The organism is Aestuariirhabdus sp. LZHN29 (genome assembly GCF_049985285.1).
Classification (GTDB): Bacteria; Pseudomonadota; Gammaproteobacteria; order Pseudomonadales; family Aestuariirhabdaceae; genus Aestuariirhabdus.
In genome coordinates this window covers 337642-362121 of the sequence record NZ_JBNIEU010000002.1, presented here as the reverse complement: position 1 = coordinate 362121, position 24480 = coordinate 337642, and the positions used below count along the sequence as shown (strand labels likewise).

General features: G+C 54.9%; 24 protein-coding genes. 17 read left to right on the top strand and 7 right to left on the bottom strand.

Annotated elements, in window-relative coordinates; translation table 11 throughout:
• The first annotated feature begins 1 nt into the window (after position 1).
• The 5 genes from ACP3PW_RS08360 to ACP3PW_RS08340 all read left to right on the top strand — a co-directional run bounded on the left by ACP3PW_RS08360 (position 2) and on the right by ACP3PW_RS08340 (position 5037).
• On the top strand, positions 2–1471 hold the full coding sequence (locus tag ACP3PW_RS08360; protein WP_426416237.1) for an efflux transporter outer membrane subunit: 1470 nt from the start codon (positions 2–4) through the stop codon (positions 1469–1471).
• A 537-nt stretch (positions 1472–2008) separates the two neighbouring features.
• The gene (gene folE / locus ACP3PW_RS08355) at positions 2009–2647 is read left to right on the top strand and encodes a GTP cyclohydrolase I FolE (protein WP_426416236.1); all 639 of its coding nucleotides are present in this window, start codon (positions 2009–2011) and stop codon (positions 2645–2647) included.
• A gap of 12 nt (positions 2648–2659) precedes the next feature.
• Positions 2660–3373 (top strand): dihydromonapterin reductase, encoded by a 714-nt coding sequence (folM, locus tag ACP3PW_RS08350; RefSeq protein ID WP_426416235.1) that lies wholly within the window; start codon positions 2660–2662, stop codon positions 3371–3373.
• A complete protein-coding gene (locus ACP3PW_RS08345; RefSeq protein WP_426416234.1) occupies positions 3370–3783 on the top strand; it encodes a DUF4345 family protein in 414 nt (137 codons plus the stop codon). Before folM ends, ACP3PW_RS08345 begins: the two co-directional genes overlap by 4 nt.
• A 426-nt stretch (positions 3784–4209) precedes the next feature.
• A complete protein-coding gene (locus ACP3PW_RS08340) occupies positions 4210–5037 on the top strand; it encodes an SDR family NAD(P)-dependent oxidoreductase (RefSeq protein ID WP_426416233.1) in 828 nt (275 codons plus the stop codon).
• A gap of 4 nt (positions 5038–5041) precedes the next feature.
• Here the strand turns inward: ACP3PW_RS08340 and ACP3PW_RS08335 are convergent, their stop codons facing one another.
• Both ACP3PW_RS08335 and ACP3PW_RS08330 read right to left on the bottom strand, forming a co-directional pair.
• Positions 5042–5704, bottom strand: a complete 663-nt coding sequence (locus ACP3PW_RS08335) for a ChrR family anti-sigma-E factor (RefSeq protein ID WP_426416232.1) — start codon at positions 5702–5704, stop codon at positions 5042–5044.
• Entirely contained in the window at positions 5701–6288 is a 588-nt protein-coding gene (locus ACP3PW_RS08330; RefSeq protein WP_426416231.1) for a sigma-70 family RNA polymerase sigma factor, read from the bottom strand. Before ACP3PW_RS08330 ends, ACP3PW_RS08335 begins: the two co-directional genes overlap by 4 nt.
• A gap of 275 nt (positions 6289–6563) precedes the next feature.
• Between ACP3PW_RS08330 and ACP3PW_RS08325 the strand changes: the two genes are divergently transcribed.
• The 9 genes from ACP3PW_RS08325 (at position 6564) to ACP3PW_RS08285 (ending at position 14499) form a co-directional block, all read left to right on the top strand.
• Positions 6564–7007: a nuclear transport factor 2 family protein gene (locus tag ACP3PW_RS08325; RefSeq protein WP_426416230.1), complete on the top strand. Its 444-nt coding sequence runs from the start codon at positions 6564–6566 to the stop codon at positions 7005–7007.
• Positions 7004–7777 (top strand): SDR family NAD(P)-dependent oxidoreductase, encoded by a 774-nt coding sequence (locus ACP3PW_RS08320; protein WP_426416229.1) that lies wholly within the window; start codon positions 7004–7006, stop codon positions 7775–7777. The genes ACP3PW_RS08325 and ACP3PW_RS08320 overlap by 4 nt, the downstream gene beginning before the upstream one ends.
• Entirely contained in the window at positions 7777–9030 is a 1254-nt protein-coding gene (locus tag ACP3PW_RS08315; RefSeq protein ID WP_426416228.1) for an NAD(P)/FAD-dependent oxidoreductase, read from the top strand. The genes ACP3PW_RS08320 and ACP3PW_RS08315 overlap by 1 nt, the downstream gene beginning before the upstream one ends.
• Positions 9027–9818 carry a DUF1365 domain-containing protein gene (locus ACP3PW_RS08310; RefSeq protein ID WP_426416227.1) on the top strand — a complete coding sequence of 264 codons (792 nt, stop codon included), beginning with the start codon at positions 9027–9029 and terminating at the stop codon, positions 9816–9818. The genes ACP3PW_RS08315 and ACP3PW_RS08310 overlap by 4 nt, the downstream gene beginning before the upstream one ends.
• 68 nt (positions 9819–9886) lie before the next feature.
• On the top strand, positions 9887–11164 hold the full coding sequence (locus tag ACP3PW_RS08305; RefSeq protein WP_426416226.1) for a class I SAM-dependent methyltransferase: 1278 nt from the start codon (positions 9887–9889) through the stop codon (positions 11162–11164).
• Between the two features lie 24 nt (positions 11165–11188).
• Positions 11189–11710: a DUF2878 domain-containing protein gene (locus tag ACP3PW_RS08300; protein ID WP_426416225.1), complete on the top strand. Its 522-nt coding sequence runs from the start codon at positions 11189–11191 to the stop codon at positions 11708–11710.
• Positions 11707–12465 carry a hypothetical protein gene (locus ACP3PW_RS08295; protein WP_426416224.1) on the top strand — a complete coding sequence of 253 codons (759 nt, stop codon included), beginning with the start codon at positions 11707–11709 and terminating at the stop codon, positions 12463–12465. The genes ACP3PW_RS08300 and ACP3PW_RS08295 overlap by 4 nt, the downstream gene beginning before the upstream one ends.
• 137 nt (positions 12466–12602) lie before the next feature.
• Positions 12603–13586 (top strand): rhodanese-related sulfurtransferase, encoded by a 984-nt coding sequence (locus ACP3PW_RS08290; protein WP_426416223.1) that lies wholly within the window; start codon positions 12603–12605, stop codon positions 13584–13586.
• Positions 13587–13896: 310 nt separating this feature from the next.
• Positions 13897–14499 carry an arginase family protein gene (locus ACP3PW_RS08285; RefSeq protein ID WP_426416222.1) on the top strand — a complete coding sequence of 201 codons (603 nt, stop codon included), beginning with the start codon at positions 13897–13899 and terminating at the stop codon, positions 14497–14499.
• Here the strand turns inward: ACP3PW_RS08285 and ACP3PW_RS08280 are convergent.
• The 4 genes from ACP3PW_RS08280 to ACP3PW_RS08265 all read right to left on the bottom strand — a co-directional run bounded on the left by ACP3PW_RS08280 (position 14496) and on the right by ACP3PW_RS08265 (position 19447).
• Positions 14496–15224, bottom strand: coding sequence for a transporter substrate-binding domain-containing protein (locus ACP3PW_RS08280; RefSeq protein ID WP_426416221.1), 729 nt, complete (start codon positions 15222–15224; stop codon positions 14496–14498). The two genes, ACP3PW_RS08285 and ACP3PW_RS08280, sit on opposite strands and share 4 nt — an antisense overlap.
• A gap of 4 nt (positions 15225–15228) precedes the next feature.
• Positions 15229–15798, bottom strand: coding sequence for a hypothetical protein (locus ACP3PW_RS08275; protein WP_426416220.1), 570 nt, complete (start codon positions 15796–15798; stop codon positions 15229–15231).
• Positions 15799–16050: 252 nt separating this feature from the next.
• Entirely contained in the window at positions 16051–16800 is a 750-nt protein-coding gene (locus tag ACP3PW_RS08270) for a TIGR04219 family outer membrane beta-barrel protein (RefSeq protein ID WP_426416219.1), read from the bottom strand.
• 169 nt (positions 16801–16969) lie between these two features.
• Positions 16970–19447, bottom strand: a complete 2478-nt coding sequence (locus ACP3PW_RS08265; protein ID WP_426416218.1) for an acyl-CoA dehydrogenase — start codon at positions 19445–19447, stop codon at positions 16970–16972.
• Positions 19448–19719: 272 nt separating this feature from the next.
• Here ACP3PW_RS08265 and ACP3PW_RS08260 point away from each other — a divergent pair, with 272 nt between their 5' ends.
• Both ACP3PW_RS08260 and ACP3PW_RS08255 read left to right on the top strand, forming a co-directional pair.
• Positions 19720–20943 (top strand): patatin-like phospholipase family protein, encoded by a 1224-nt coding sequence (locus ACP3PW_RS08260; RefSeq protein WP_426416217.1) that lies wholly within the window; start codon positions 19720–19722, stop codon positions 20941–20943.
• 257 nt (positions 20944–21200) lie between these two features.
• The gene (locus tag ACP3PW_RS08255) at positions 21201–22541 is read left to right on the top strand and encodes a DsbA family protein (RefSeq protein ID WP_426416216.1); all 1341 of its coding nucleotides are present in this window, start codon (positions 21201–21203) and stop codon (positions 22539–22541) included.
• A gap of 84 nt (positions 22542–22625) precedes the next feature.
• On the opposite strand, the gene ACP3PW_RS08250 is transcribed toward ACP3PW_RS08255, so the two are convergent.
• Positions 22626–23498: a MurR/RpiR family transcriptional regulator gene (locus tag ACP3PW_RS08250; RefSeq protein WP_426416215.1), complete on the bottom strand. Its 873-nt coding sequence runs from the start codon at positions 23496–23498 to the stop codon at positions 22626–22628.
• 154 nt (positions 23499–23652) lie between these two features.
• On the opposite strand from ACP3PW_RS08250, the gene ACP3PW_RS08245 reads away from it, so the two are divergent.
• Positions 23653–24477, top strand: a complete 825-nt coding sequence (locus ACP3PW_RS08245; protein ID WP_426416214.1) for an N-formylglutamate amidohydrolase — start codon at positions 23653–23655, stop codon at positions 24475–24477.
• Positions 24478–24480 lie beyond the last annotated feature (3 nt).

Sequence of the window (24480 nt, the reverse complement as noted above, 5' to 3'; positions counted from 1 at the left end):
GATGAAGAACCCTAATGTTATGGCCATTGTGGCCCTGTGTTGTGGAACCCTGATAACCGGTTGCGTAGTAGGCCCCGATTACCAGCGCCCCGATGTAGAGGTGCCCAAAGAGTGGCGCATTGACTACAGCGCGGCATCCGATCTCACTAATGCAAAGTGGTGGCAACAGTTTAACGATCCGGTACTGGATCGTTTAGTTGAAACAGCACTAAAAGAAAATCTCGACATTCGTATTGCCGCCAGCCGAATCGATCAATTCCTCGGTCAACTCAATACGACTCGGGCCGAATTCTTCCCCGAGCTCGGCGGAGGTGGCGGTGTCAGCCGCAACCGAATCTCCGAGGAGGCATTTGGTTCAGCCCCAGGCAATGATCCCTACTATACCCAGTATGAAGCCGCATTGGGTGCCAGTTGGCAACTCGATCTATTTGGCCGCGTACAGCGCCAGACAGAATCGGTGCAGGCTCAGGTCTACGCGTCGGAACAGGGACGCCGGGGTGTCATCCTATCGGTTGTGACCGGAGTGACCTCCAGCTATGTGGCATTGCGCGGTCTTGATCGCCAACGGGAGATAGCCCGCGAAACCGAGCGTAACTACAAAAGGTCCGTGGATATATTCAAGCTAAGACACAGCTATGGCACTGTTTCACAATTGGAGGTTGACCAGGTCGAGTCACAATATCAATTGGCTGCGGCGGCGGTACCCTTGCTGGAAGCTCAAATCGCCGCGCAGGAAAACCTGATCTCCATTTTACTCGGCCGGCATCCCGGAGAACTTATTCGTGGTAAGACCCTGGATGAGATGACCCTGGTGGGTATTCCCGAGTCGCTACCAGCGTCGCTTTTGACTCGCCGCCCGGATATTCAGCAGGCAGAGCAAAACCTGATATCGGCGAACGCCAACATTGGGGTGGCTGAGTCACTGTATTACCCGGACATCTCCATTACCGGCACCTTCGGCCAAGCCAGTGCGGATCTGGGAGACCTGCTCGATTCTTCTGCCAGAATATGGGATCTTGGTGCCTCCATTACCGCACCGATCTTTACCTTCGGGCGCATTGAAGGCCAGATACAATCGGCAGAAGCTGTGCGCCAACAGGCAGAAGACCGTTACCGTTTCACCATACTGAGTGCGCTCAAAGAGGTGAACGATTCGTTGGTGTCTACCGCAAAGACATCTCAAAATTTTCAAGCGTTAACCAAACGAGTAAGTGCACTGCGCAGCTATGCCAAACTTGCCGATATGCGCTTTGAAAATGGAGCGGCCAGTTACCTTGAGGTGCTGTACGCCAACAATGAGTTATTCCAGGCAGAGCTGGATACAGTGAGTTCGCAGATTGAACACTATAGCTCGTTAATTAATGTGTACAAATCGATGGGGGGCGGCTGGGTCGACCAGGCCGCCGGTATGGCCGAACCCATTGCAGATACCTCTGCGAAGGCGATTACGGTTATGCCGCAGCTGCGTTAACAGGGTTCACCGATGCAATGACCTCTTTTCCATAGTGTTATTCAATCAGGCTGACGATAAGCACTGCAACCCCATGGTCATGACGCGGCTGGCAACCTTATAGTCATTTCGATTGGGAACAACACCTCACCAACGGGCCCTAACCGGATCTCCTGTCGCAGCCACCTGTAAACCCGGTCCCTTCCCGGGTACTTGCCCGACCGTCGGCCTATGTAACGATTCACAGTCAGCGCGTCGTTGTGCGAATACATTTCAATATCGGGCTCAGTTCCGAATATCTTCGGCGTTTACACCTACCGCAAAACCAGATGGCAGCATCTGGGCGTTATTTCAACAGTTACCGCTATTAATCCACCGCTACAGGGGCTGGAGACCAGGCGAATTAAACGGCACACGCCCCTGAACAACCCCGGTCCACGCCCAGATCTCTATCTGCAAACAAAAAATGGGCGATAAAAAGATCCAGCTGCGACGGAACTGCGTATCTAAAGAGAAACAATTTTATGACCAGCTCCCCAACCCGTTCAGGAGACACCGATGATCTCTGCAGAAGCATCCCTGGTGCGCGATATGCTCGTTGAAAAAGGGCTCGAAACCCCATTAACTCCCACAGGCTTCAACCGTGAACAGAAATATGATCGTATCAAGGGGCTGATGACCGAGGTAATTTCCACCCTTGGGCTTGACCTCAACGATGACAGCCTGCAAGAAACGCCCCACCGCATAGCCCGTATGTATGTTGATGAGATCTTCTCCGGGCTCGATTACAGCAGTTTCCCCTCCATTGCCACGATCGACAACAAAATGGCAGTAGACGAGATGGTCAAGGTGAACAATATCCGTATGGTTAGCACCTGTGAGCACCATTTTATTACCATCGATGGATCAGCCAGTGTTGCCTACCTACCTGCGAGCAAAATAATAGGCTTATCAAAAATTAACCGCATAGTTCGTTTTTTTTCCCAACGCCCTCAGGTACAGGAGCGCCTTACGCAGCAAATTCTAGTGGCTCTGCAAACCCTGCTTGAGACCGACAACGTTGCTGTCTCCATTTGCGCGACCCATTATTGCGTCAAAGCCCGTGGCATTATGGATACCAATTCCTTCACCGAAACCACCGCCCTGGGGGGTGCGTTCAAGAGTTGTCCGCAAACCCGGGCCGAGTTTTTACGCTAATACGAGATAATAATGAGCGCTCCCGTACTGATCACCGGTGTCGCCAAGCGTATCGGTTTCTTTCTAGCCAAGTCACTGCGTGAGCAGGGGTTAGAGGTCATAGGCACCTACCGTAGTCATTCCAGGTCACTCGCCGAGCTAGAAACGTTGGGGGTACAGTTATACCACTGTGACTTCTACGTTTCGGAACAACTCACAGGTCTGATCGACGCCCTGCAGCGCAACCATCCTGCCCTTCGCGGCATCATTCATAACGCCTCCGACTGGCTCGGGGAGGAGCAATCAGACCTCGTGCCGGAGCAGATCATGGAGCGCATGATGCGCGTGCATGCCTATGCCCCCTACCAGTTGAATCTGGCACTAGCCGATTCACTGCGTAACTGCCCCGAAGGCCTGGCGAACATCATCCATATCACCGATTTCTCCGTCGACAAAGGCAGCAAGCACCACATCGCCTACGCTGCCAGTAAGGCTGCTTCGGAGAATCTCAGCCTATCTTTCTCCCGCCTGCTCGCTCCTGACGTAAAGGTTAATAGCATCGCCCCCTCCCTGATTCTTTTTAATGCCCATGATAATGACGGTTATCGTGAGCACACTCTGGGCAAAGCCCTACTCCCCAGAGAGCCGGGTGGAGCCGAGGTGCTGCATGCCGTCAATTACCTTATGGAAAGTGCCTACGTTACGGGGCGAACCCTGCACCTCGACGGGGGACGCCACCTGAAATGACCATACTAAGGCTGATCGGCGCCCTCTATCTACTATCAGGCGTCTGGTGTCTACTGGCCCCAAAACTGGCATCGGGCTACCTCGGCTACGGAGCTCTTTCTCCCGCGGCACAGGCAGAATTCTTTACAGTTTACGGTGGGCTGCAAACCGGGTTAGGGGTTGCCATGCTGTGGTGTAGCCTGATCCAGCCCGCCCGTGCAGGAGCTCTACTGTTTGCTACACTTTTTTCTGCGATACTAGCGCTAAGCAGGCTCATCAGCATACTCAACGCGAACACCCCAAACGAACACACACTACTGCTGGCACTGGAGCTGTCCATCGCTGCGGCCCTTATCTATTCCTGCTACCGCGACCCTGACCTCTCTTTTTACAGTAAATCAGGAGTTAGTGGGCGAGCGGCTAAGCAATAGAAAAAACAATATAATCAGAAACCGTTCAGCTCTGTTTTTATGGGGCTTGGCAAGCACCTGTACTCGATTGCACGCCGAACGCTAATTGAATACGGGGTGAGCAGAACACTCCTTCTTATACCCTTCGGATTCAAGCCACCTGCTATGCCCGAGAGCACGGATACGAAGCCGTGATGGCGATCAAACCGGTCAACTTTATCCCCAACAGCCAAGCCCCCTCTACATTGATCTCAGCAAACAGCCACCCGGTCGCTATGCGCTATTCCATGGCCTGGGCCAGGCCAATCCAACCCCGGCATTTTTTACGCGGCGAGATGCCATACCCGCTAACTGTCAGTCTTTATAAGTTCGCGCGCCTGCTCTCTGTGCTGGGTGAACTGCGTTCGGCTCTGGTGTACGCTGGCTATTTTAAGGCGCGGCATAGCGATGACGACTCTACGACAAACCATAGTAATCAGCGGCGGCTCCAGCGGCATAGGGCTTGATCTGGCCAAAGCTTATGCCGCACTCGGCGCCAATATTATTCTGCTGGCGCGCAATGCCAACCGCCTGCAACAGGCGCTCGACGCCTGTGAGGTATTGCGCCAATCTACCGAACAGCAATTTCTGGCCCGGTCGGTAGATGTCGCCGACCGCACCCGACTACAGGAGTGCGTGGCGGAACTGGGAGATCAGCTGCCTGCGCCCGACATCGTGATACTCAGCGCGGGTGTTGTTGCCAGCGAGCGCTTCACTGAACAAAGCGATGACTCTTTTGACTCAATCATGCAGATCAATGTGATGGGGGCACGTGCGGTCGCGCGGGCCTTCCTGCCGGCGATGATCGCCCAAGGACATGGACAACTCTGTTTCGTTAGCTCCCTCGGCGGGTTGATTGCGACCTATGGGTACAGCGCCTATAGCGCGTCAAAGTTTGCGGTGGTGGGGATGGCCAGCGCGTTACGCCAGGAGCTGGATGGGAGCGGTGTTAGCGTCACCCTCCTGTGTCCGCCGGAGGTGGATACGCCGATGGTTGCCAAGGAGTCAGAGCATATTTTGCCCCAAACCCGCTTTATCAAGGATGTGGGGGGAACCCTTGATGTGGCAACCGTTACGAAGGCAACCCTCAAGGGCATCGAACGACGACAGTTTATCGTCATTCCCGGTACCATGGCGCGCCTTAGCTACTGGCAATCACGTTGGTTCCCAGGCCTCTTTAACGCCTTCTTGCTACTGTTAGTGCGCATTGCCAACCGCAAACAGGGAAAGAGCTAACGATTTATCCCGGCTGGATACGTAAAAAAGGGTTAAGCCAGCACCATGCTCCGGTCAAACGAATCGGTGCTTGCTGAGCTGACAGGCACAGACAGTCCTGATTTTGAGCCGCCATAGGACGATGGGTTTCTCCTGGCTCGCGTAACAGGAAATCACCTTCGCCGTAGACGCCATCCTCATCCGAGAAACTGCCCCTGAGCACCACGGTGACTTCCGTGGCCCGATGGTCATGGTGAGCGACCTTGGCTCCGGCACAGATCTTATGCAGTGCAACTTCGTGCTCCGTATCTCCCACATTGAGGTGCGCGGCCCTCAAACCACTGGAAACCCGCTTCCACTGCACTTCTGTGGTGCCGATTAGATGGTTAACAATAGGAGGGAGATCAGCCCGGGCGCCCGCTGACAGAGGCACTGTCGCAACCTGAGCCGGAGCCTGCTCCCGAGGCTGGTCAATCTCCTTAAGTACACGGTCGAGTAGTGCAGTATCAGCCGCTGCCTCGGAATCACCTGCCATCAGCTGGGCGCCCAACTGGTTCAGCGTGTCGACCTCCATGGTGCACGTACTGCAATAGTGCAGGTGAGTGGTTACGCAGACCGCCTGTGCCCAGGGCAGGGAGCCCGCTGCGTATTCAGCTAACAGATCGCTGGTAGGGTGCTGCTTGATCATAAGGGTGACCGACTGAAAAAAGTGTTTAACTTAACCAGAGCCAGCCGGATCCGTGACTTCACGGTTCCCAGGGGCAGCTCCAGCTCCGCGGCGATTTCACTGTGGCACTTTCCCTCGCGATACACCATCGCCAAAATATTCGCCTGCTCCCTCGGCAGTGATCGCAAGCCCTCGTTAATCTGCCGCGTGTAGCGTTCCTGGTGCAACTGCGCCAACGGCTCCTTTTGCTCGGTGTCAGGCCATACATCATCGGCCGTTAAGGGTTCTTCAGCGCCATGCTTACCCTTGCGCCTTAACAGATCAACACGAGTGTTTCGGGCAATGGTATAGATCCAGGTGGTGGCCGAAGCTCGCTGAGGGTCAAACTGCTGGGCCTTGTTCCATATTTTGATCATTGTTTCCTGAACCATATCGTCAACCAGCTCAGCAGACGCCCCCTTGCCCAAGGAGAGAAAGTATCCCTTTATCTGTGGGGCAAAGTGATTAAAGAGCAACACAAAGGCGTCACGATCTTGCGCTTTACCAACCTGAAAAAGCAGATGATTCCAACTACCCTTATCATCAAGGCTCTCATTGGTATTCATGATCCGGGGGGATTCCCTGCGTATGGAAACAACGTTCATCATAGCCCGCGCTGGTGGGTTTACATAATGGATATTGAGTGACGCTGATATTGCGGCCGCTCAACAACAAAAGATGTTGCTGTGGGATATACGCCCTTGGGGGGATAACGGATCACCGGAAAAAAAGAAATATAAAAAACGGCCGCCTCATTGATCCGCTAAAGCACAGTGGCCGTATACACCGTTAACGACGACAAGATGTCGCACATTGCGGCCACAATCCCGAGGAACCACCGGTGCAGTCATCAGCTCTTATAGAATGCTTTAAAGCCTATTACCGAGATTTCAGCGCCCAGCCGCTGACACAACTGGATCAGATCTACTCACCGCAAACAGGTTTCCGGGATCCTATTCACCAGCTCAGCGGGCGTGAAGAGTTAAAGCGTTACTTTGCCTCTACCAGCCAAGGCCTAGACCATTGCCGCTTCGAATTTCGACACCAAATAGTGAATGAAAGCAACGCGTTCTTTAGCTGGGTAATGCACTATGCTCACCCTCGGATCAAGGGAGGAAAAGCACTGAAATTGGATGGTGCCACCCAGATACGCTTTACCGACCAGGTGCTCTACCACGAAGATTTCTACGACATGGGTGCGATGCTGTACCAGCATCTGCCTGTCATCGGCTGGGCGGTGAGATCGATCAATCAGCGCCTGATGCACGAGGCTGTTGAACAATGAAAGGGCCTATAAACGGAAAAACCATTCTGATCACCGGCGCCAGCTCGGGGATTGGCCGCGAACTGGCAATCCAGCTGGCTCGTGAGGGTAATTTTGTCATCGCTGTAGGGCGCGACGCTACCCGTCTGGGAAACCTGCAACAGGCAGACCCTGCGAGAATTCACACATTGGCCATCGATCTTGGCCAGGACGAGGCTCCGGATCAGCTACAAACCTCTCTAAAGGGGATCACCGACCATCTCGACCTGCTTATTCTCAGCGCAGGCTGTTGTGAATACGTGGATAGCCTTAGCGGCGAGCCCGAACTGTACCGGCGTGTCATGAGAGGCAACTTTTTCACCGCTGTTAACGCCCTGAGTGCCTGCTTCCCACTGCTTCTGCAAGCTCCCGGCCGCCCCCAGATTGTAGGGCTCGCCAGCCTCTCGACGTCAGTCGGTTTACCCCGCGCAGAGGCCTATGGTGCATCCAAGGCAGCACTGCAGTATCTGCTGGATTCGTTGCGTATTGATAGTCACCATCAGGACATTGACGTGACCGTGGTCAGACCAGGGTTTATCGACACGCCCCTGACGGCTCAAAACGATTTCCCCATGCCCTTCATAATGAACGCCCAAGATGCTGCACAGCGGATCATCAGAGGTGTCAGCCAGCGTAAGCGACAGATTTTTTTCCCGCGACGACTTTGGTTTCCTCTTTGGCTGGCCGCCAAACTCCCGATGCTATGGTACCGCTGGATCGGACCCAAATTAACAAGAGTGGACTCAATATAATGCGTATTGCAATTATAGGTACCGGCATCTCCGGGCTCACCGCTGCCTACCTGCTAAATCAGCGACACGATATCACCCTGTATGAGTCATCTGACCGCATCGGTGGCCACACCGCGACCGTTAACGTGCCCCTGAATGAGCAGCAATACGCCATCGATACCGGGTTTATTGTTTTTAATGACTGGACCTATCCCAACTTTATTCGCTTGCTGGAGCAACTGGGAGTCAGCTCAAAGGCGACCGAGATGGGCTTTAGCGTCAGCTGTGAAGATACCGGCCTGGAATACAGCGGAAATAGTTTGGACAGTTTATTCGCCCAACGACGCAACCTCCTGAAGCTCGATCACTGGCGCATGCTACGGGACATTATGCGTTTCAATCGGGAAGCCAAGGTTGATCTGCAAGGGGGAAAAATACCCCCCCAGCTAAGCCTCGGCGACTACCTGCAAAGTCATGGCTACTCGCACGCCTTTCGAGACTTTTACCTGATTCCGATGGGGGCTGCGATCTGGTCATCCGGGCGACAGGCAATGCTCGACTTTCCGGCGCAGTTTTTCCTTCGTTTCTTTAACAACCACGGTCTACTCAATATCAATGAGCGTCCTCAATGGCGAGTAATCGAGGGCGGCTCTCGATCTTACCTGACTCCTCTGATTGCCGGGTTTCGCGACCGTATTCACCTGAGCTGCCCCGTACAATCGATCCAACGCACCCAAGATGGTGTTGTGCTACAGCATAGCGAAGGAAAGCAAACCTTCGATCAGGTTGTTATCGCAAGCCATAGTGATCAGGCATTATCGATGTTGGCAGACCCCTCCGCGCTGGAAAAACAGATACTGGGTGCAATCCCCTACCAGGACAACGAGGTGATCCTGCACACCGACGAATCTCTGCTGCCTCGGCACCAAAAAACCTGGAGTAGCTGGAATTACCGACTAAAAAAAGGAACTAACCGCACCAGCTCACTGCCCGTGCTGACCTACAACATGAACATCCTGCAGGGGATCGACTCCGAAACAGTTTTTTGCGTGACCCTCAACGATTCCAGCTCCATCGACCCCACCAAAGTCCTCGGGCGCTATACCTATGCTCATCCCCAGTTTTCGATTGAAGGCACCGCCGCGCAGCAGTGGCGCGCCATCAACGGGGTTAAGAGCACCTGGTTTTGCGGGGCGTACTGGGGCAATGGCTTCCACGAAGATGGTGTCAATAGTGGTCTCAGGGTAGCTGAAGCATTAGGAGTTTCGCTATGATTTGCCACCTGGATGTATCAACGGAGAGCGCCCTCTTCGAGGGGCGGGTGTTTCACCGTCGCATGGCACCCAAAAGCCATAGCTTCCAGTATCGGGTTTTTATGGCGTATCTTAATCTCGATCAGATCGACGAGGTTTTTTCCCGCAATCGCTGGTGGTCATCCACTCACTGGGCCCCGGCTCAGTTTAGACGCAAGGATTACTGGGACGGTAGCGATCAACCGCTGGCAGATCTGGTGCGCCATTATGTCGAGACCAATACCGGCGAACGACCCGATGGAGCGGTGTGCCTGCTAACCAACCTGCGCTATTTTGGCTACCTGATCAACCCGATCAGTTGCTATTACTGCTTTAACGCTGAGGGAACACTTAAAGCGATCGTGGCGGAAGTAACCAACACCCCCTGGGGTGAGCGCATCCATTACTGCCTGGCTTGCAATGGCTCAGATAGGGTAGAGGCTCGCTTCGAAAAAAAAATGCATGTCTCACCCTTTATGCCGATGCAGATGAGTTATCTGTTGCGCAGCGGTATTCCCTCTAACTCGCTCTATCTGGGCATTCAGAACTGGCAGGGGCAGCAACATCAATTCAGTGCAGGCATGCGCCTGCTGCGCCTCCCTCTTACCTCAACGACGATGGGGCAGGTGGTGAAAAGCTACCCGCTAATGACACTGCAGGTGGCGTGGGGAATCTATTGGCAAGCCTTAAAACTGTGGCTCAAGGGCGTTCCCTTTATAGGGCACCCCGGCAAAGGCAGCCCCACGGCAGACCCTCCCCCTAACTGCTGAACGTAACCCGCTTTAACTACACCGGCTTTAACGACACCACCGATAAAAAACGACAAAGGTTACTATCCATGGAATCTGCCAAGACTTGTACCATTGAGAACATCCCATATAAGGCACCGACAGCCAGGCACTGGATCGACCGCTTTGCTGAGGCGACCCTGCATAAGCTGTTGTCACGCATCAGCGTTGGCCGTATAAGCCTCCACGACGGGGACCACTCCTATGACTATGGTGATCCGCTCGCTACCACAGAGCTGCATGCAGTAATTCATGTGCACCACCAAAGCGTTTACCGCAGGGTGCTGCTTAACGGTAGTGTTGGTTCCGGTGAATCCTATATGGAGGGGGGCTGGAGTAGCCCTGACCTGGTGAGAGTCATTCGGGTCATGGTTGCAAACATGGAACTTCTGCAATCAATGGATCGCCAGAAGAGCCCCTTAAAGCGGTTGTTGTCGGCGCTATACCATCGGGCCACAGCCAACTCATTAAGAGGCTCAAAAGAGAACATATCGGCCCATTACGACCTTAGCAATGAGCTTTTCTCTCTTTTTCTTGATCGCAATATGATCTACTCTTCCGCTATTTTTGCCGCTCCAGACATGGACCTAGAGAGCGCTGCCGAGTACAAACTCCGACATATTTGCCAACGGCTTAATCTCTCCGAAAAAGATCATCTCCTAGAGATCGGTACCGGTTGGGGTGGGCTGGCAATCTATGCAGCCAAGCACTTTGGCTGCCAGGTCACCACCACGACCATATCCGAAGAGCAGTACCAATACGCGTTCGATTGGGTCGAGCGGGAGCAACTACAGGATCGTATTACCCTGCTGTTAAAAGACTATCGCGAGCTGGAGGGTCAATACGACAAGTTAGTATCGGTTGAGATGATTGAAGCCGTAGGTCATGACTATTATGAGGATTTCTTCAGCCGCTGCAGCCAACTACTTAAGCCCGAGGGCTCACTATTAATTCAAGCGATCACTATCGCGGATCAACGCTATGATCAGGCGATACGTTCTGTTGATTTTATCCAGAAATACATTTTCCCCGGCGGCTCGCTGCCCTCTGTCAGCGTTATTGCCGACCAGCTGTGCCGTCATACGGATATGCAGTTGATCGGGCTCGAGGATATCACCCTCGATTATGCCGAAACCCTGCGCTGCTGGCGGGAACGTTTCTTCTCCCGGATTAACGAAGTTCGCTCTGCGGGCTTCGACGAGCGCTTTGTGCGCATGTGGGATTTCTATCTTTGCTATTGCGAAGGAGGCTTTCGCGAGCGGGCTATCTCCACGGCGCAACTTCTGGTGGCCAAACCGGGCTGCAGATCCCTGCCTCAGGTTCGCTAACAGGACACAGGTTAATCAACCATTATGGCCAACTACAAAATAATATTAAACGCAGCTCTGTTTCAGGCCGGATGGTTTGCCTGCGTACTGGGTGGAGATCTCTGGGCACTCGCAGCCTTGGCAGCGGTGTGGCTATTGCATTACCTTTTCGTCAGCCGGGAACCGCGGGAATGGTGCATGATCTTCGCGTTTGCCGCCGCCGGTATAAGCATCGACAGTCTGCTATTTCATGCAGGCACTTTATTGCGCAGTGATAATAGCACCGCCATCCCGCTTTGGCTTATGGCGCTCTGGGGAATCTTTCCGACCACCGTGCACCACTGTTTGGGCTGGCTGCGGGAACGGAGGGGGGTCACCCTGTTGTGTGGCGCCATCGCAGTTCCCTTAAGTTATTACGGTGGGGCGCAACTAAGCCAGCAAATAGTGTTTGCAGAACCTGTATGGCAAAGCTTACTGCTACTTGGGATGATATGGGCGCTATGGCTCCGCTTTATGATGCGCATTGAGTGTCACCTGTGGCCGACGCCTGAGCAGAGCAGACCATGAGCTGGGGGCTATTACTGGCCACGGCGCTGGCTTTCCCTTGCGATCAGGCGACCGACGCTGCCGTTATTGGACTCGCAACCGACCCGAACACCGGTGTCCTGCAGTATTGCGAGCATCACTATAAAATCGTGGCAGAATCAACAAAGCAGCCTCCCCCCCCTTATTCGCTGCCTGCAGAGGAGGTGCGAGTAGAATACCGCTCTGCCGATGAAAAGCTGATGGCCGTTAAACTCCTTAACTACCAGGGCGAGAACCACGCCAAACCCTGGCTCTACCAGATCGACTTGCGACAGGGTGAAGTGCGTCAAGTGGAGTGGCTCAATAATCAGCTGTTGCTAAGCTATCGCCCGCTTGAACAGAGGCCTTTTGAGCAAAAATCGTTACCTGCGCAACAGGTAGATATTGTAGATGCTGGTTTTGATCATTTTATCCGCCGCCACTGGAATGTGCTATTGATGGGCGAAACGGTATCCTCTCGCTTCGCTTCACCCTTGCACCTGCAACCCCTCTCTTTACGGGTCCGCACGCACCCCCTAAATGAATGCGGCGCACCACTCCATCCCAAGGCGGCTTACTGTCTATGGGTCGAGGCCGATAGCCTGTGGCTGCGCTGGTTACTGCAACCCCTGCAACTGCAGTACGATGTGCAACAGCGGCTGGTGCGTTACCGCGGCGTAGTCAATCTGGTGGATGCCCAAGGGGAGCCGATGACGGTCAATCTCGACTATCGTTACTGCCCCTGTGGGCCCGGCTGAAACCCCTACTTTAAAACCGCGATCCATGTTGGTAGACAGCCCCATCTAAATTGGCAGCGCCCCACGCTGGGCTTTGGTATCATGCGCGCCCCACCACAGCACTGGATTTACGCTCCAGCGAGCTTTAAGGAAATATGATGTCAAACTTCGTTGTCACCGCACTCTATAAGTTCGTCACCCTCGACGACTTCGAACAACTGCAAAAACCACTGCTGGCCGAAATGGAGGCCCACAATATTCGCGGTACCCTGCTGCTGGCACGAGAGGGTATCAATGGCACAGTCGCCGGCACTCGCGAGGGGATGGACGCCCTGCTCAGCTGGTTGAAACGCGACCCCCGCCTCAGCTCGCTGGATCACAAGGAGTCTTTCTCGGCCCAACTTCCCTTCAAGCGCTGTAAGGTCAAGCTTAAAAATGAGATCGTCACCATGGGCATCGAAGGGATCGACCCCAAGCAGGTGGTTGGAACCTACGTCAAGGCGGCCGACTGGAACGCACTGATCAGCGACCCTGATGTGCTGGTGATTGATACACGCAACGACTACGAGGTTCAGATCGGCACCTTCGCCAACGCGATCAACCCCAAGACCGAGACGTTCAGGGAGTTCCCCCTCTACGCAGCCCAGCATCTGGATAAAAATGACCATAAGAAGATCGCAATGTTTTGCACCGGCGGCATTCGTTGCGAGAAATCCACCGCCTACCTCAAGGAGCAGGGATTTGACGAGGTATTCCATCTGCAAGGAGGCATTTTAAAATACCTGGAAGAAACGCCCGAGGAGGACTCGTTATGGCAAGGCGACTGTTTTGTTTTTGATGATCGTGTATCGGTCAACCACCAGCTGAAAAAGGGTCACTACGATCAATGCCACGCTTGTCGCAGGCCGATCACCGAAGAGGATAAACTAAGCGACAAATACATCAAGGGGATCAGTTGCCACCAATGCCACGACCAGAAATCGGCGGAGCAGAAAACTCGCTTCTCCGAACGGCAAAAACAGATGGACCTGGCCCTAAAACGGGGTGATGTGCACCTGGGGTTAGAGGCTACTGGGGTAATAAAAAGAAACAAACAGAAGAAACACCGATTCAAGGAATCACAACGTACCCGCAATAAATAGTGGCCCCAGACTAAAGCGCCGCATCGAGCGTAGATGCGGGCGGTAATAGCGAACCTCCCAATCCCTGGGTAGCCAGGCTACGACGGCAGCCCCTCTTCAGGATTCGATTATGATCGGTATTCAGTAGCACAAGGTCCCTCCAACCCCAGATTGATCTGCCGCCGGAGGCTCTACCAGGAGCCCCTGTATGTGGTCGGCCGATATAACAGATGAACCTTGCCTTTTCCCCTCGCCACCGAAAAGCGCAGGCGCTTGCCGTATCCACCAGCAACTATCTATTGAATATCATGCTCGCTCTCCCTAGCATAATGTGGCCGCAAACATCACGCCCCGAACCAGGTGTCAGTCGGAGCACTTTACGGACCGCTCTGAGCGAGCAACCCACGCCCGACATCACGGAACAATGGCGCTGATCCATTTCGATGCCCACACCAACACCGAACAAGACACCCCTAGCCGCTACTACCACGGTTCCATGTTCTACCATGCCCCCCACGAAGGATTGATCGACCCGAAGCGGTCGGTACAGGTCGGTATTCGCACGGAGTACAACTACGACAATCATGACTTCAGTGTGCTGGATGCGCGCTGGGTCAACGAACAGCCGGTCGACCAGGTGATTGCCCGTATCAAGGAGGTCGTGGGGGAAGGTCCGGCTTACCTCACGTTCGATATCGACTGCCTCGACCCGGCCTTTGCTCCGGGCACCGGAACACCTGTCATTGGCGGCCTGAGTAGCGATCGTGCACTGGCTATTGTGCGAGGGCTGCAATCTGTTGATATTGTCGGCATGGACGTGGTCGAGGTCGCTCCCTGTTATGACCACGCCGAAGTGACCTCCCTCGCTGGCGCCACCATCGGCCTTGAGATGCTCTACTTAATAGCGAGCAAGCGAACAGGCTCGACAGGTTAGTGGGAATCATCCATTTGCAACAGCGGGCCTATCGCCCCCGTTTCAATCAGGTTGGCTAACGCACGCTGCACCTGCTGGTGCAGCTGCGGGTAGGCCCGAGCAACGGCGATGACCACCGGCGCTCGCTTGCCGGGCCTGCCCACTACCCGGACCTCGAACCCCAGCCTTTTGGCCAGATAAAACCCTACCTCTCTTGGCATGATACTAGCGATAACTTCCCGCTCCCTGAGAAGCTCCATCGCTTCGAGTTTGCTGGCGGCAGGGTAAAAGCGGTAACTGCCCGGAATACGGTTATGGGCTATTCGACGCTCGATGGTGGAGTCCCGGTCTCCGGTGACCATCGACCACTCCAGCGACTGCTCATCGACAACCGTTGTATTGTCGGCTCGAACAAAGATAACGGCCTGGCGAGCGTAATAGGGTGTACTAAAAAGTGCGTACCGTGCTCGCTCCGTAGAGACCTCCATTCCAGCAACGCACTCTATCTCACCGGTTTCCAATAGCCTTAATAGCTGATCCCAGGGATGCTGCACGATCTCTATGGTGCGCCCCATCTTGCGTCCTACGGCCTCGATCACCTTCAGATCCAGTCCGGCGGGTCGCCCCCTGGCCTCGTACTGGTAGGGAGGAAACCCGGTAGCGATGCCGCAACGCACAACCTCTGCCGCCGGCGCCGAAGGGCACAGCAAAAGAAGCAGAAAGGTGGTTGCCAGTAGGGATTTCACCCGTTTACTTCAAGGGTTCATAACTGTATTTTTGCCCGGCAATAGTGGCCTCGTACATCAAGCCGCCTTTACCCAGCACAAATACCAGCATCCCTTTTGAGTAATCCACTTTGGCCTGATTTCCGCCCGCTCCAGCGGAGGTAGCTGCTCCTGCAGATGCTCCCCCTGCGGTGCCCGACCGGGCATTTGCGCTACTGGTAACGGCGATGGCGCCCGCCTGGGCACTGAATTCGAAGTTGCCCTTAATATAATCGGTGAAGGCTCGTTTATCCTGAAAGAAGATAATCTGGCTATAGGCCTGCCCACCCAGCTGAAAACCAATCGACAGGTCGGTCATGGAGGTAAAACCGGTAACCTTTCCCCCACGATACACTTGCCCTTCACCATAGGCTCCCCCGATAAACACCCCGCCCTTGCCAATGGTCGGGAATACAGCGTAGCCGTATGCGTTGGAAAAGAAGGGTTTGACTTCGGTGATCTGCCTGAAGTTTTTTATGGTTTCCGAGTAATCCTCAACTTTTCCCTCGGCATGCGCCGAAGTCAACACAATACAACCAAGCAAAAGAGCAGTCATTCTTGCTAGCGTCCGCATTTTATATTCCTCATTGGATGAAATAGGCAACCATCTAGCGCCAAAGCTCACAACCTTACAACAGCAAGCCCTGACCGCCGAGAAGCGATTCTGCCAGCAAGTATAGATTGCTATAAAAAGTTTGCCGGTAGCAAGGCAATAAGACTGCCAGGCAGGTGATTCAAACCCTTGCTCAAAAATACTTTCGATGGGGGGGGCGCGAGGGCAGGGTCGCCCTCGCGGACAGGACGCTATTTAAAAGTGAAAACTAATACCAGCGTAAGGGCCGTCGACTTTCAGGTTAGTCTCCAACTGATCCAGATCTTCCAGCTTCAATTCCATGGAGCGATACCCCAGCTCGGCTCCGATATCAAACAGCGGCACGATATCAGTGGTATAGGCCAGCTTGACGCTATAGTCGGTAATTTCGTCATCCAGCCCCCGCAAAACATTGGCCTCCGCGGCGACTGAAAAACCGCTCAGGGGCAGATCACCCTGGGCTTTCAGATACCCCATCGGCCGGTAACCGTCGAGATCTTTGCGACTACTGGTGGTGCCATCGGTGGTTTTCGCGAAGCCATCAAACTTGCGTACGCTGGCCCCCACATCCAGATTGAGCCAGTTATCCAGTACCTCGTAATAAAACACCGCATCGGTATGGGTCAGGTCCAGCTCGGTGCGCAGGGTACTACCTGCGCCATAAGCATTACCCAGCACAACACTATTGCTCGCCAAAGACGCGCTGGAACGGGTGGAGATATCGTTGTACTGCAGCCTTACGTTCGGCAACAACGGAAGCGGATGTTCGAGGGCGATATAGTAAAAATTGTGGTCATCATCCTTGATACCCAGCGTGCTCAGTTTTGCACGACTCTTGCCGATGTCCCCACTGTAATCGACATCCCAGTAACCGGCACCCGCGTAGACACCGAGTACTGTATCGGCTGATACATTAGCGGCCAAAGCCAGCGTTGATACTGCCAGCACTTTGCTGATCTGCTGCATTGCGTGTTCTCTCCTGCGATTATTATCAAACGCCGCTCACCTCGGTGAACGCCGTAAAGCATCGCATTCTACGGCAAATTCGCCGCAGCGATCGGCCGGGGATCACATTTTGCGATCCCTGAACGACCTTGGGGAGTGAGCGATGCTGGCCGCCTTGCGGCCAGCGACATTAGTGAATCGGCTTGGGCTGGGTTCGGGGCTTACCGTTATGCCAGATGACCTTGCTCTTATTGCGCGCGAGCTCGTTGAATGCAAAATCATCCACCGTCAGCATCTCCAGCACCAGGGCTTCATAGTCCTGCATAAAGCTGAGGTCCTCTGCGCTGATCAACCCCTGCTCTGCGGCAGCGACAAAACGCTCTTCAGGATGCAATGCCCGATTGGGTATCTCGCCCTTGGCGTACGCCTTATCCACAATGCGGTAGATATCCGCCGCCCGTGCATGCTCCTCCAGCAGGTCGTTGTATTTCGCCAGCGGATTATTTTTCTGGCCCCTGGCCTGCTCCTGCCAGGTGCCTTCCAGCATAAACCTGCGCAGCGGAGAATCGCTGGAAACCGCCTGCGCAATGGTCGAGGTCAAGACATCAGCGGGCATCTTTCGACTGCGCCCAAACGGCATCACCAGCACCCGCAGGGTACGGGCAACGGCCCGGTTGGGAAGGTTTTCGAGCAGCTCGACCATCGCCTGTTCGGCCCGGTAGAGCAACCATTCGCAACTGTAACGGAACAGCGCCTCCTCATCCTTCACCCCACGGGTTTCGTGCCAGTGTTTCAGCACCATGGTAACCATATAGAGGTTGGAGAGAATATCCCCGAGCCGCGCCGACAGCAGTTCGCGTTGCTTCAACGACGCTCCCAGACTCGCCATTGCCCCGTCGGCCAACAGGGAGAATGCCGCACTGTAACGATTCACCGCCCAGCCGTAGACTTGCGCCTCGCCGGGAAGCGGTGTCTCATCCATCGGCAATTTTAGGCCCGCGCTGAACGCCCGAGCGGCATTTCCCGCCACCATAGCCACATGAGAAAAGATCGCCTTATCAAAAGCCTGCAGGTCGTTCGCCTCCATGGCCTCCAACTCCGGCAACACCCAGGGATGACAGCGTATGGCGCCCTGCCCAAAGATCATCAGGCTGCGCGTCATGATGTTGGCTCCCTCCACCGTGATCGATACCGCCGTGGCGGCATACCCCAAACCCAGGTAATTACGCGGACCCAAAGTTACGGTTTTGCCGCCATGCACATCCATCGCATCGATGAGCATCTGGCGCTGGAACTCGGTTAACTGACTCTTGAGAATAGCCGAAGGCACCGCTGGCTTTTCACCAGCATCAATCATATTGGCGGTATGTCGCACCGTAGCGCGGGCGATATACGCCATCGAGGCGATGCGAGCCAGAGGCTCCTGCACCCCCTCCATGTCGGCGATCGGCATATTGAATTGACGCCGAATACGGGCGAAGCCACCGGTATACCCCGTTACATAGCGCCCGCTGCCACTGGCACCGGAGGGCAAAGTGATGCAACGCCCCACCGACAAACACTCTACCAGCATACGCCACCCCTGCCCCGCCATCTCCGGTCCGCCGATAATCCATTCCAGGGGAATAAACATATCCTTCGCACGCAAGGGACCGTTCATAAAGGGGCTACCGATGGGGAAGTGACGCCGCCCTATCTCCAGCCCCTTGGTGTCACGAGGTATCAGCGCACAGGTAATACCGATGTCGTCGGTATCGCCTAGCAGTCCATGGGGGTCAAACATACGGAACGCCAACCCTACCACGGTGGCAATAGGGGAGAGGGTAATCCAGCGCTTCTCAAACGTCAGGCTAACCCCCAATACCTCCTTACCATCAATCTCCTGGGTGCAGACGATGCCCACATCGGGGATCGAGGTGGCATCGGACCCTGCGCGGGGAGCGGTCAAGCCAAAACAGGGGATATCCCGTCCATCTGCCAACCTGGGGAGATAATGATCTTTCTGCTGCTGGGTACCGTACTTGAGCAACAGCTCTCCCGGGCCCAGTGAGTTGGGAACGCCAACCACCACCATCAGGGACTCGTTAAAGGCCAGCTTCTGCAGCACCGCCGACTGCGCCTTGGCAGAAAAACCCAAGCCGCCATACTCCTTGGGGATGATCATGCCAAAGAATTTCTCTTTCTTGAGATACTTCCACAGATCGCCCGGGAGGTCAGCGCGTTCGACCGCGATATCCCAACCATCGCACATCCCCGCCGCCACGCTGCACTGTTTCTTGAGAAAAGCCCGCTCTTCAGCACTGAGCCCTTGGTCAGTGTTGGAAAGCAACCGGTTCCAATCCGGGTTACCCGAAAACAGCTCCCCGTCCCAGCCTACCGTGCCGGCTTCCAGAGCAACCCGCTCTGTTTCAGACACCCTGGGGGCGACCGCTTTAAAGGTTGCCATCAACTTCGGGCTAAGCCACTGCTGGCGTATAGCCGGCAAGCCACAGAGGACTACAGCAACAGCCGACAACAGCAGTAAAAGCGATAACAAGGGGGACCCCATAAGGCGCCCAACAAACGCCAACAAGATCAGCGCCGCCGTCATTACCAGCGCCCCGGACTCCCGTTTCAGCAGCTGCATCAGCACCGCTACGACGAGGATAATCAACAGTAAATGGTTCATAGTCTTCCCTGCCCCTTGTCCTGAATAAAAACAGCGCATGCGCACCCGATGCGCCATCGAATAGACCCAGTATAGGAGCTTGCACTACCCCTATCCATCAAAGCTGCGGCCTCTTTCTGTAGTGTGAACCCGCGCCCTCTTTTTTTCCGCTTCGGCCTCGACCCGGCAGGGCCTCACCCTTTTTGGGTCGCCATCGCGCAGTGCCCTGCCCATTCGCTATGAAAAGCAGGTAGAATTTGGCTATTGAACGGTAATGGACGCAAGCTCAGGCAATGATGCTCAAGAAAAAGCAAAGCCCACCCCCTCCGGTCGCAGACAAACGCGCCCTGATTTTATCCGGGGGCGGGGCTCGCGCCGCCTATCAGGTCGGCGTCCTTAAAGCGATCACCGAAATTCTTCCCAGCAAAGCTCATAACCCCTTTGCCATCATCTGTGGCACCTCGGCGGGCGCCATCAACGCCGCTTCCCTGGCGAGCCATCCCGGCTCATTGCGTGACTCCGTGGCCAATCTGGAAACGATGTGGCGCAACCTCACGCCTGAGCGTATCTACCGCACCAATACCGCCTCCCTCGTGCGTAGCCTGTTGCGAATCGGGCTGTCCCTGTTTCATCAGGGAGCGACTGAGAGCAACCCCCTGTCATTACTCGACAACACCCCCCTGCATACATTACTGCGGGAGGAGGTTAACTTTGACCGCCTGGACGATGCCATTGGCAGCGGCGAACTGGAGGCGCTGTGCGTGACCGCAATGGGATACAGCAGCGGTGAGTCGGTCAGTTTTTTCCAGGGGCACCCGCAACTGAAACCCTGGCGCCGGTACCAGCGGGTCGGCTCTCCCTGCGAGCTTACCCATGAGCACTTGCTAGCGTCCTCTGCCATCCCCACTATTTTCCCTGCGGTGAAAATTCAGCGTGAGTACTTTGGTGACGGCGCCCTGCGCCAGATGGCCCCGATCAGCCCCGCACTGCACCTTGGCGCCAACCACATATTGGTTATCGGCGTCAGCGGCAACCGCAATCCTGTGCACTGGGGCCGACGCCGGTCGGTACGGCACACACCCTCCATGGCGCAGATTATGGGGCAGATGTTCAACAGTGCCTTTATCGATGCTATGGAGAGCGATATCGAGCACCTCGAACGGGTTAATCGCTTGCTGGCATTGATTCCCGACGAGGTTCGCCGGGCCGAAGGCCTTCCCCTGCGAGAGGTCGACAGCCTGATTATTTCGCCTTCCGAAGAGATTGATATTATCGCTGGTCGTAAAATTCGTTCACTATCACCCAGCTTGCGCTTCGCCCTCAAAACCGTTGGCGCAACCAAAAGTGGGGGCGGTGCCACCGCCGCCAGCTACCTGCTATTTACGCCGGATTTTTGTGGTGCATTGATTGATATGGGCTATAAGGATGCCATGTGGGAGCGCGAGTCCATCGAAGCTTTTTTTGACCCCCAATCCTCCCAGCCTGAAGAGGTTAAAAAAACATCATTGCAAACCTAAACCTCGTTCAGCGGACCCGCCCTTTTTCTCAACGGAGTGCTAAAAACGGTGTTCGGCCAACAGTCGCAGTTGTCATGATAAGTAGGCTAGCGTCTCGCGAGGCGGCCGATATCTGTAGGCGAGAGCATCACGTCTACAACGCTGGATGTCACCGAACACCTCGAGGGTGGATCAACAATCAATCCCAATAAAAATGACGATCTATCACCTGACTCGCCAAGCCGGCCACCCATCCGAATGCAGATAAGGCGCTAATTATGCCCGCTCCTATTCCTTCTCTATTGGCTCAACTGGTCACGAGCCCGCTCTTAAAAAACCTGAAACGGCCGCTGATAGAGCGGTACAGGGTCCTCAAAAGACGACCTCATCGGGTTAGGGTTTATCTTCGTATCAACGATCCTTACAGCTACCTGCTACTGCAGGTTCTCGCACCACTGGCACAGCGCTACCCCCTGACGTATGACTTTCGCACCGTCCTCAACCTGCAATCGGAGATGTTCCCCGCGCCTACACTCTGGGATAAAAACGCCCTCAGGGACGGGGCCTACCTGGCCAAGCTCTACGACCTGAAGTTTCCCCATCTTCCCCCCGATAGCACGCCACAGCGCGATGCCCAGTTCACCGCCCAACTGTTGCATTGGGAACTGCAACCGGATTACCTGGCTAACGCCCTCCCCCTGTTTGAGGCTTACTGGACAGCTAACACCGCTGATACGCCGGTCGATCCCCGTATCAGCAACCATGTGGACTGCTATCAGCACCACCTGCAGGCCAACGAGAATTTGCTCAAAAATCAAGGGCACTACCTGAGCGCGATGCTGCACTACGGCGGCGAGTGGTACTGGGGGATCGACCGATTGGAACACCTTGAACGGCGCCTTAATTCACTAAACTTGCACCGCGCCAATACCCTCAGTGAGCCGCGAGAGATGGTCCATTTTGATCGCGCCCATCGTGATTTCTGCCGCCAACCCGCACTGGCCCCGACAGCCAAGGCCCCTGCCAGCGCGAATCAGAAAGCCATCGAGATGTTCTGGTCGGTCCGCAGCCCCTACTCCTACATTGGGCTGGTGAGGGCCCGCCAACTGGCTACCCACTATCAGCTTCCGCTGGTGGTCAAACCGGTATTACCGATGGTGATGCGCCGCATGCAGGTTCCGAAAGCCAAAGGATTTTATATCCTCCAGGATGCCAAACGCGAAGCCGATAAATACGGCATCCCATTCGGCCGCGTCGCCGATCCACTGGGCCCTGGCGTTGAACGTTGCTACGCCCTCTATGAGTTTGCCCAGGCAGAAAACAGGGGGCTGGACTTTCTCGAAAGCTATGCCCGCGGCGTATGGGCCGAAGGCATTCGTTCCGAGACCGATGCCGGGCTGCAAAAACTGGTCGAACGCGCCGGTCTCGACTGGCTACAAGCAAAAGAGTTTCTTCACAACGATAGCTGGCGCACCTGGGCGCAAAACAACCTCATAGAGATCTACGGCAATGACCTGTGGGGCGTGCCCAGCTTTACCTACGGAGAGCTGAAGCTATTCGGGCAGGATCGTCTGGGCTGCCTGGAGAACGCAATTATTCGCGAGCGCCACGGGACCTAATGCACCCTCGGTACTATTCAGGAGCCAACAAGCCGGCGGCGACGGCAGCTCCACTCGAACAGGATCGAACGCAACAAACGCTCCCTAAAAGAATTTTTTGAACAGCCGCGTCTCATCAAATAGCGTTTCCAGCTCTCCCATGCGCTCCTTGCTCTCATCCCAAATCCGGCTCTGCACCCCGGCAATAAGTGCTTCCATCACAAACAGAATGACCACAGAGGAGTCCCAGGCCGAAGGCGCTTCGATACGCAAATTAAATACATGCTCGGCATACTGTCCTGCCGGAGAGCCCCACTGGTCGGTAAACAGCACCAGCTTCACCCCGCGCTCCCTGGCCATTTTCGCAAAGTGCAGAATATTGTGCTCGTAACGACGAATATCAAACGCGACCAGTACATCCCCCTCCTCCATATTGAGCAGGTAATGGGGCCAGGTATTTGAATTAGACGCCACGCGGGTGACCCGTTTGCGCATCACCTGCATATGAGTAAAAAAGTAATCCGCCATCGAGTGGGTAATCCGCCCCCCAACGACGTGCATGGCGCGCTCGGTCTCTGACAGCAGCTCGGCCACCGTATCAAAGGTCACAGGATCCACATGCTTTAGAGACTGGTGCAGGTTATTCATGGCGGCATCGGCAAATCGGTTGAGAATATGCTCGTCCGGCGCACTGTCACTCCAACGATTGAATTTGGTAATCGGGCTACTGATGGTCTCTTCCAGCTCCGCATGCAACGACGCCTGAAAATCGGGAAAGCCGGAAAAGCCCAATTTTTTAACCATTCTCACCACCGTGGGAGTGGACACACCCGCTGTAGCAGCCACGGCGGTGATACTCCCCAAACTCGAAACCGGGTAGTTTTCCAGCATCGAATTCCCCAGCTGGCGCTCGGTTCGGGTCAATGTCTCGAACTGATCTCTAATGCGCTCTGCAACAGTAAAAGGCGCTTTGCTCACTGCGGTCTCCTCTTTTTTAAACGGCCTGCACCAGGCTGTGGCACATCCTACCATTGTGCACGCACCCTATTGTAGCATTTGTTTCAGAAATAAATTTGCCTGTGGTTTTTATTTCTGAAATACTCGACCGACCTTTACATATTGAGATATTAAAGTGAAACGCAACGCGCAAACGGATATGCCGCTGTTGGTTCATAAGGCAGTTGAAACCATCAACGAACAGGCCAGTGGCCACTTTTTGCTGGTATGCGAGCACGCGAGCAACCATATCCCGCCCTCGCTCAGCAACCTCGGTCTCAGCCCTGAGCAGCTCGAAAGCCATATCGCCTGGGACCCCGGTGCCCTGGAGATAGCACGTAAGCTATCCCATAGCCTTAATTCTCCCTTGGTGCACTCCGCCGTATCCCGCCTGGTATATGACTGCAATCGGCCGCCCGAATCGACGGACGCGATCTGCTCTGTCAGCGAGCTTGATCACATTCCCGGCAATACCAACCTCAATGCAGCCCAACGCCAGCAGCGCATCGACCAGGTCTACGAACCTTTCCGCCACACCCTCGCCAACCTGGTTCAGGCCCGTATTGCCCGCAAGCTCCCTACCCTGATGGTCACTATTCACTCTTTCGTCCCGGTCTATAAGGGTGTTCAACGAGAGGTAGAGATTGGCATCCTCCACGACAGCGACCATCGCCTAGCGGACCTGATGCTCGACCAGCAGATCGCAACTCAAGGATTGTGCGTTAGCCGCAATGAGCCCTACGGTCCGGTGGACGGGGTTACCCACACCCTGCTCGAACACGCCATCCCCAACGGACTGCCCAACGTCATGATCGAAATCCGCAACGATCTATTGCAAAGCAGCGAAGGGCGACAACGTATCGCCGATATCCTGCACGCGCTACTGCAACAGGCGCAAAATTCTCTAGTGAACGAAGCCGATACTTCTGCCGCTGTTACCACCGAACCCCACCCAGAGTGAAGT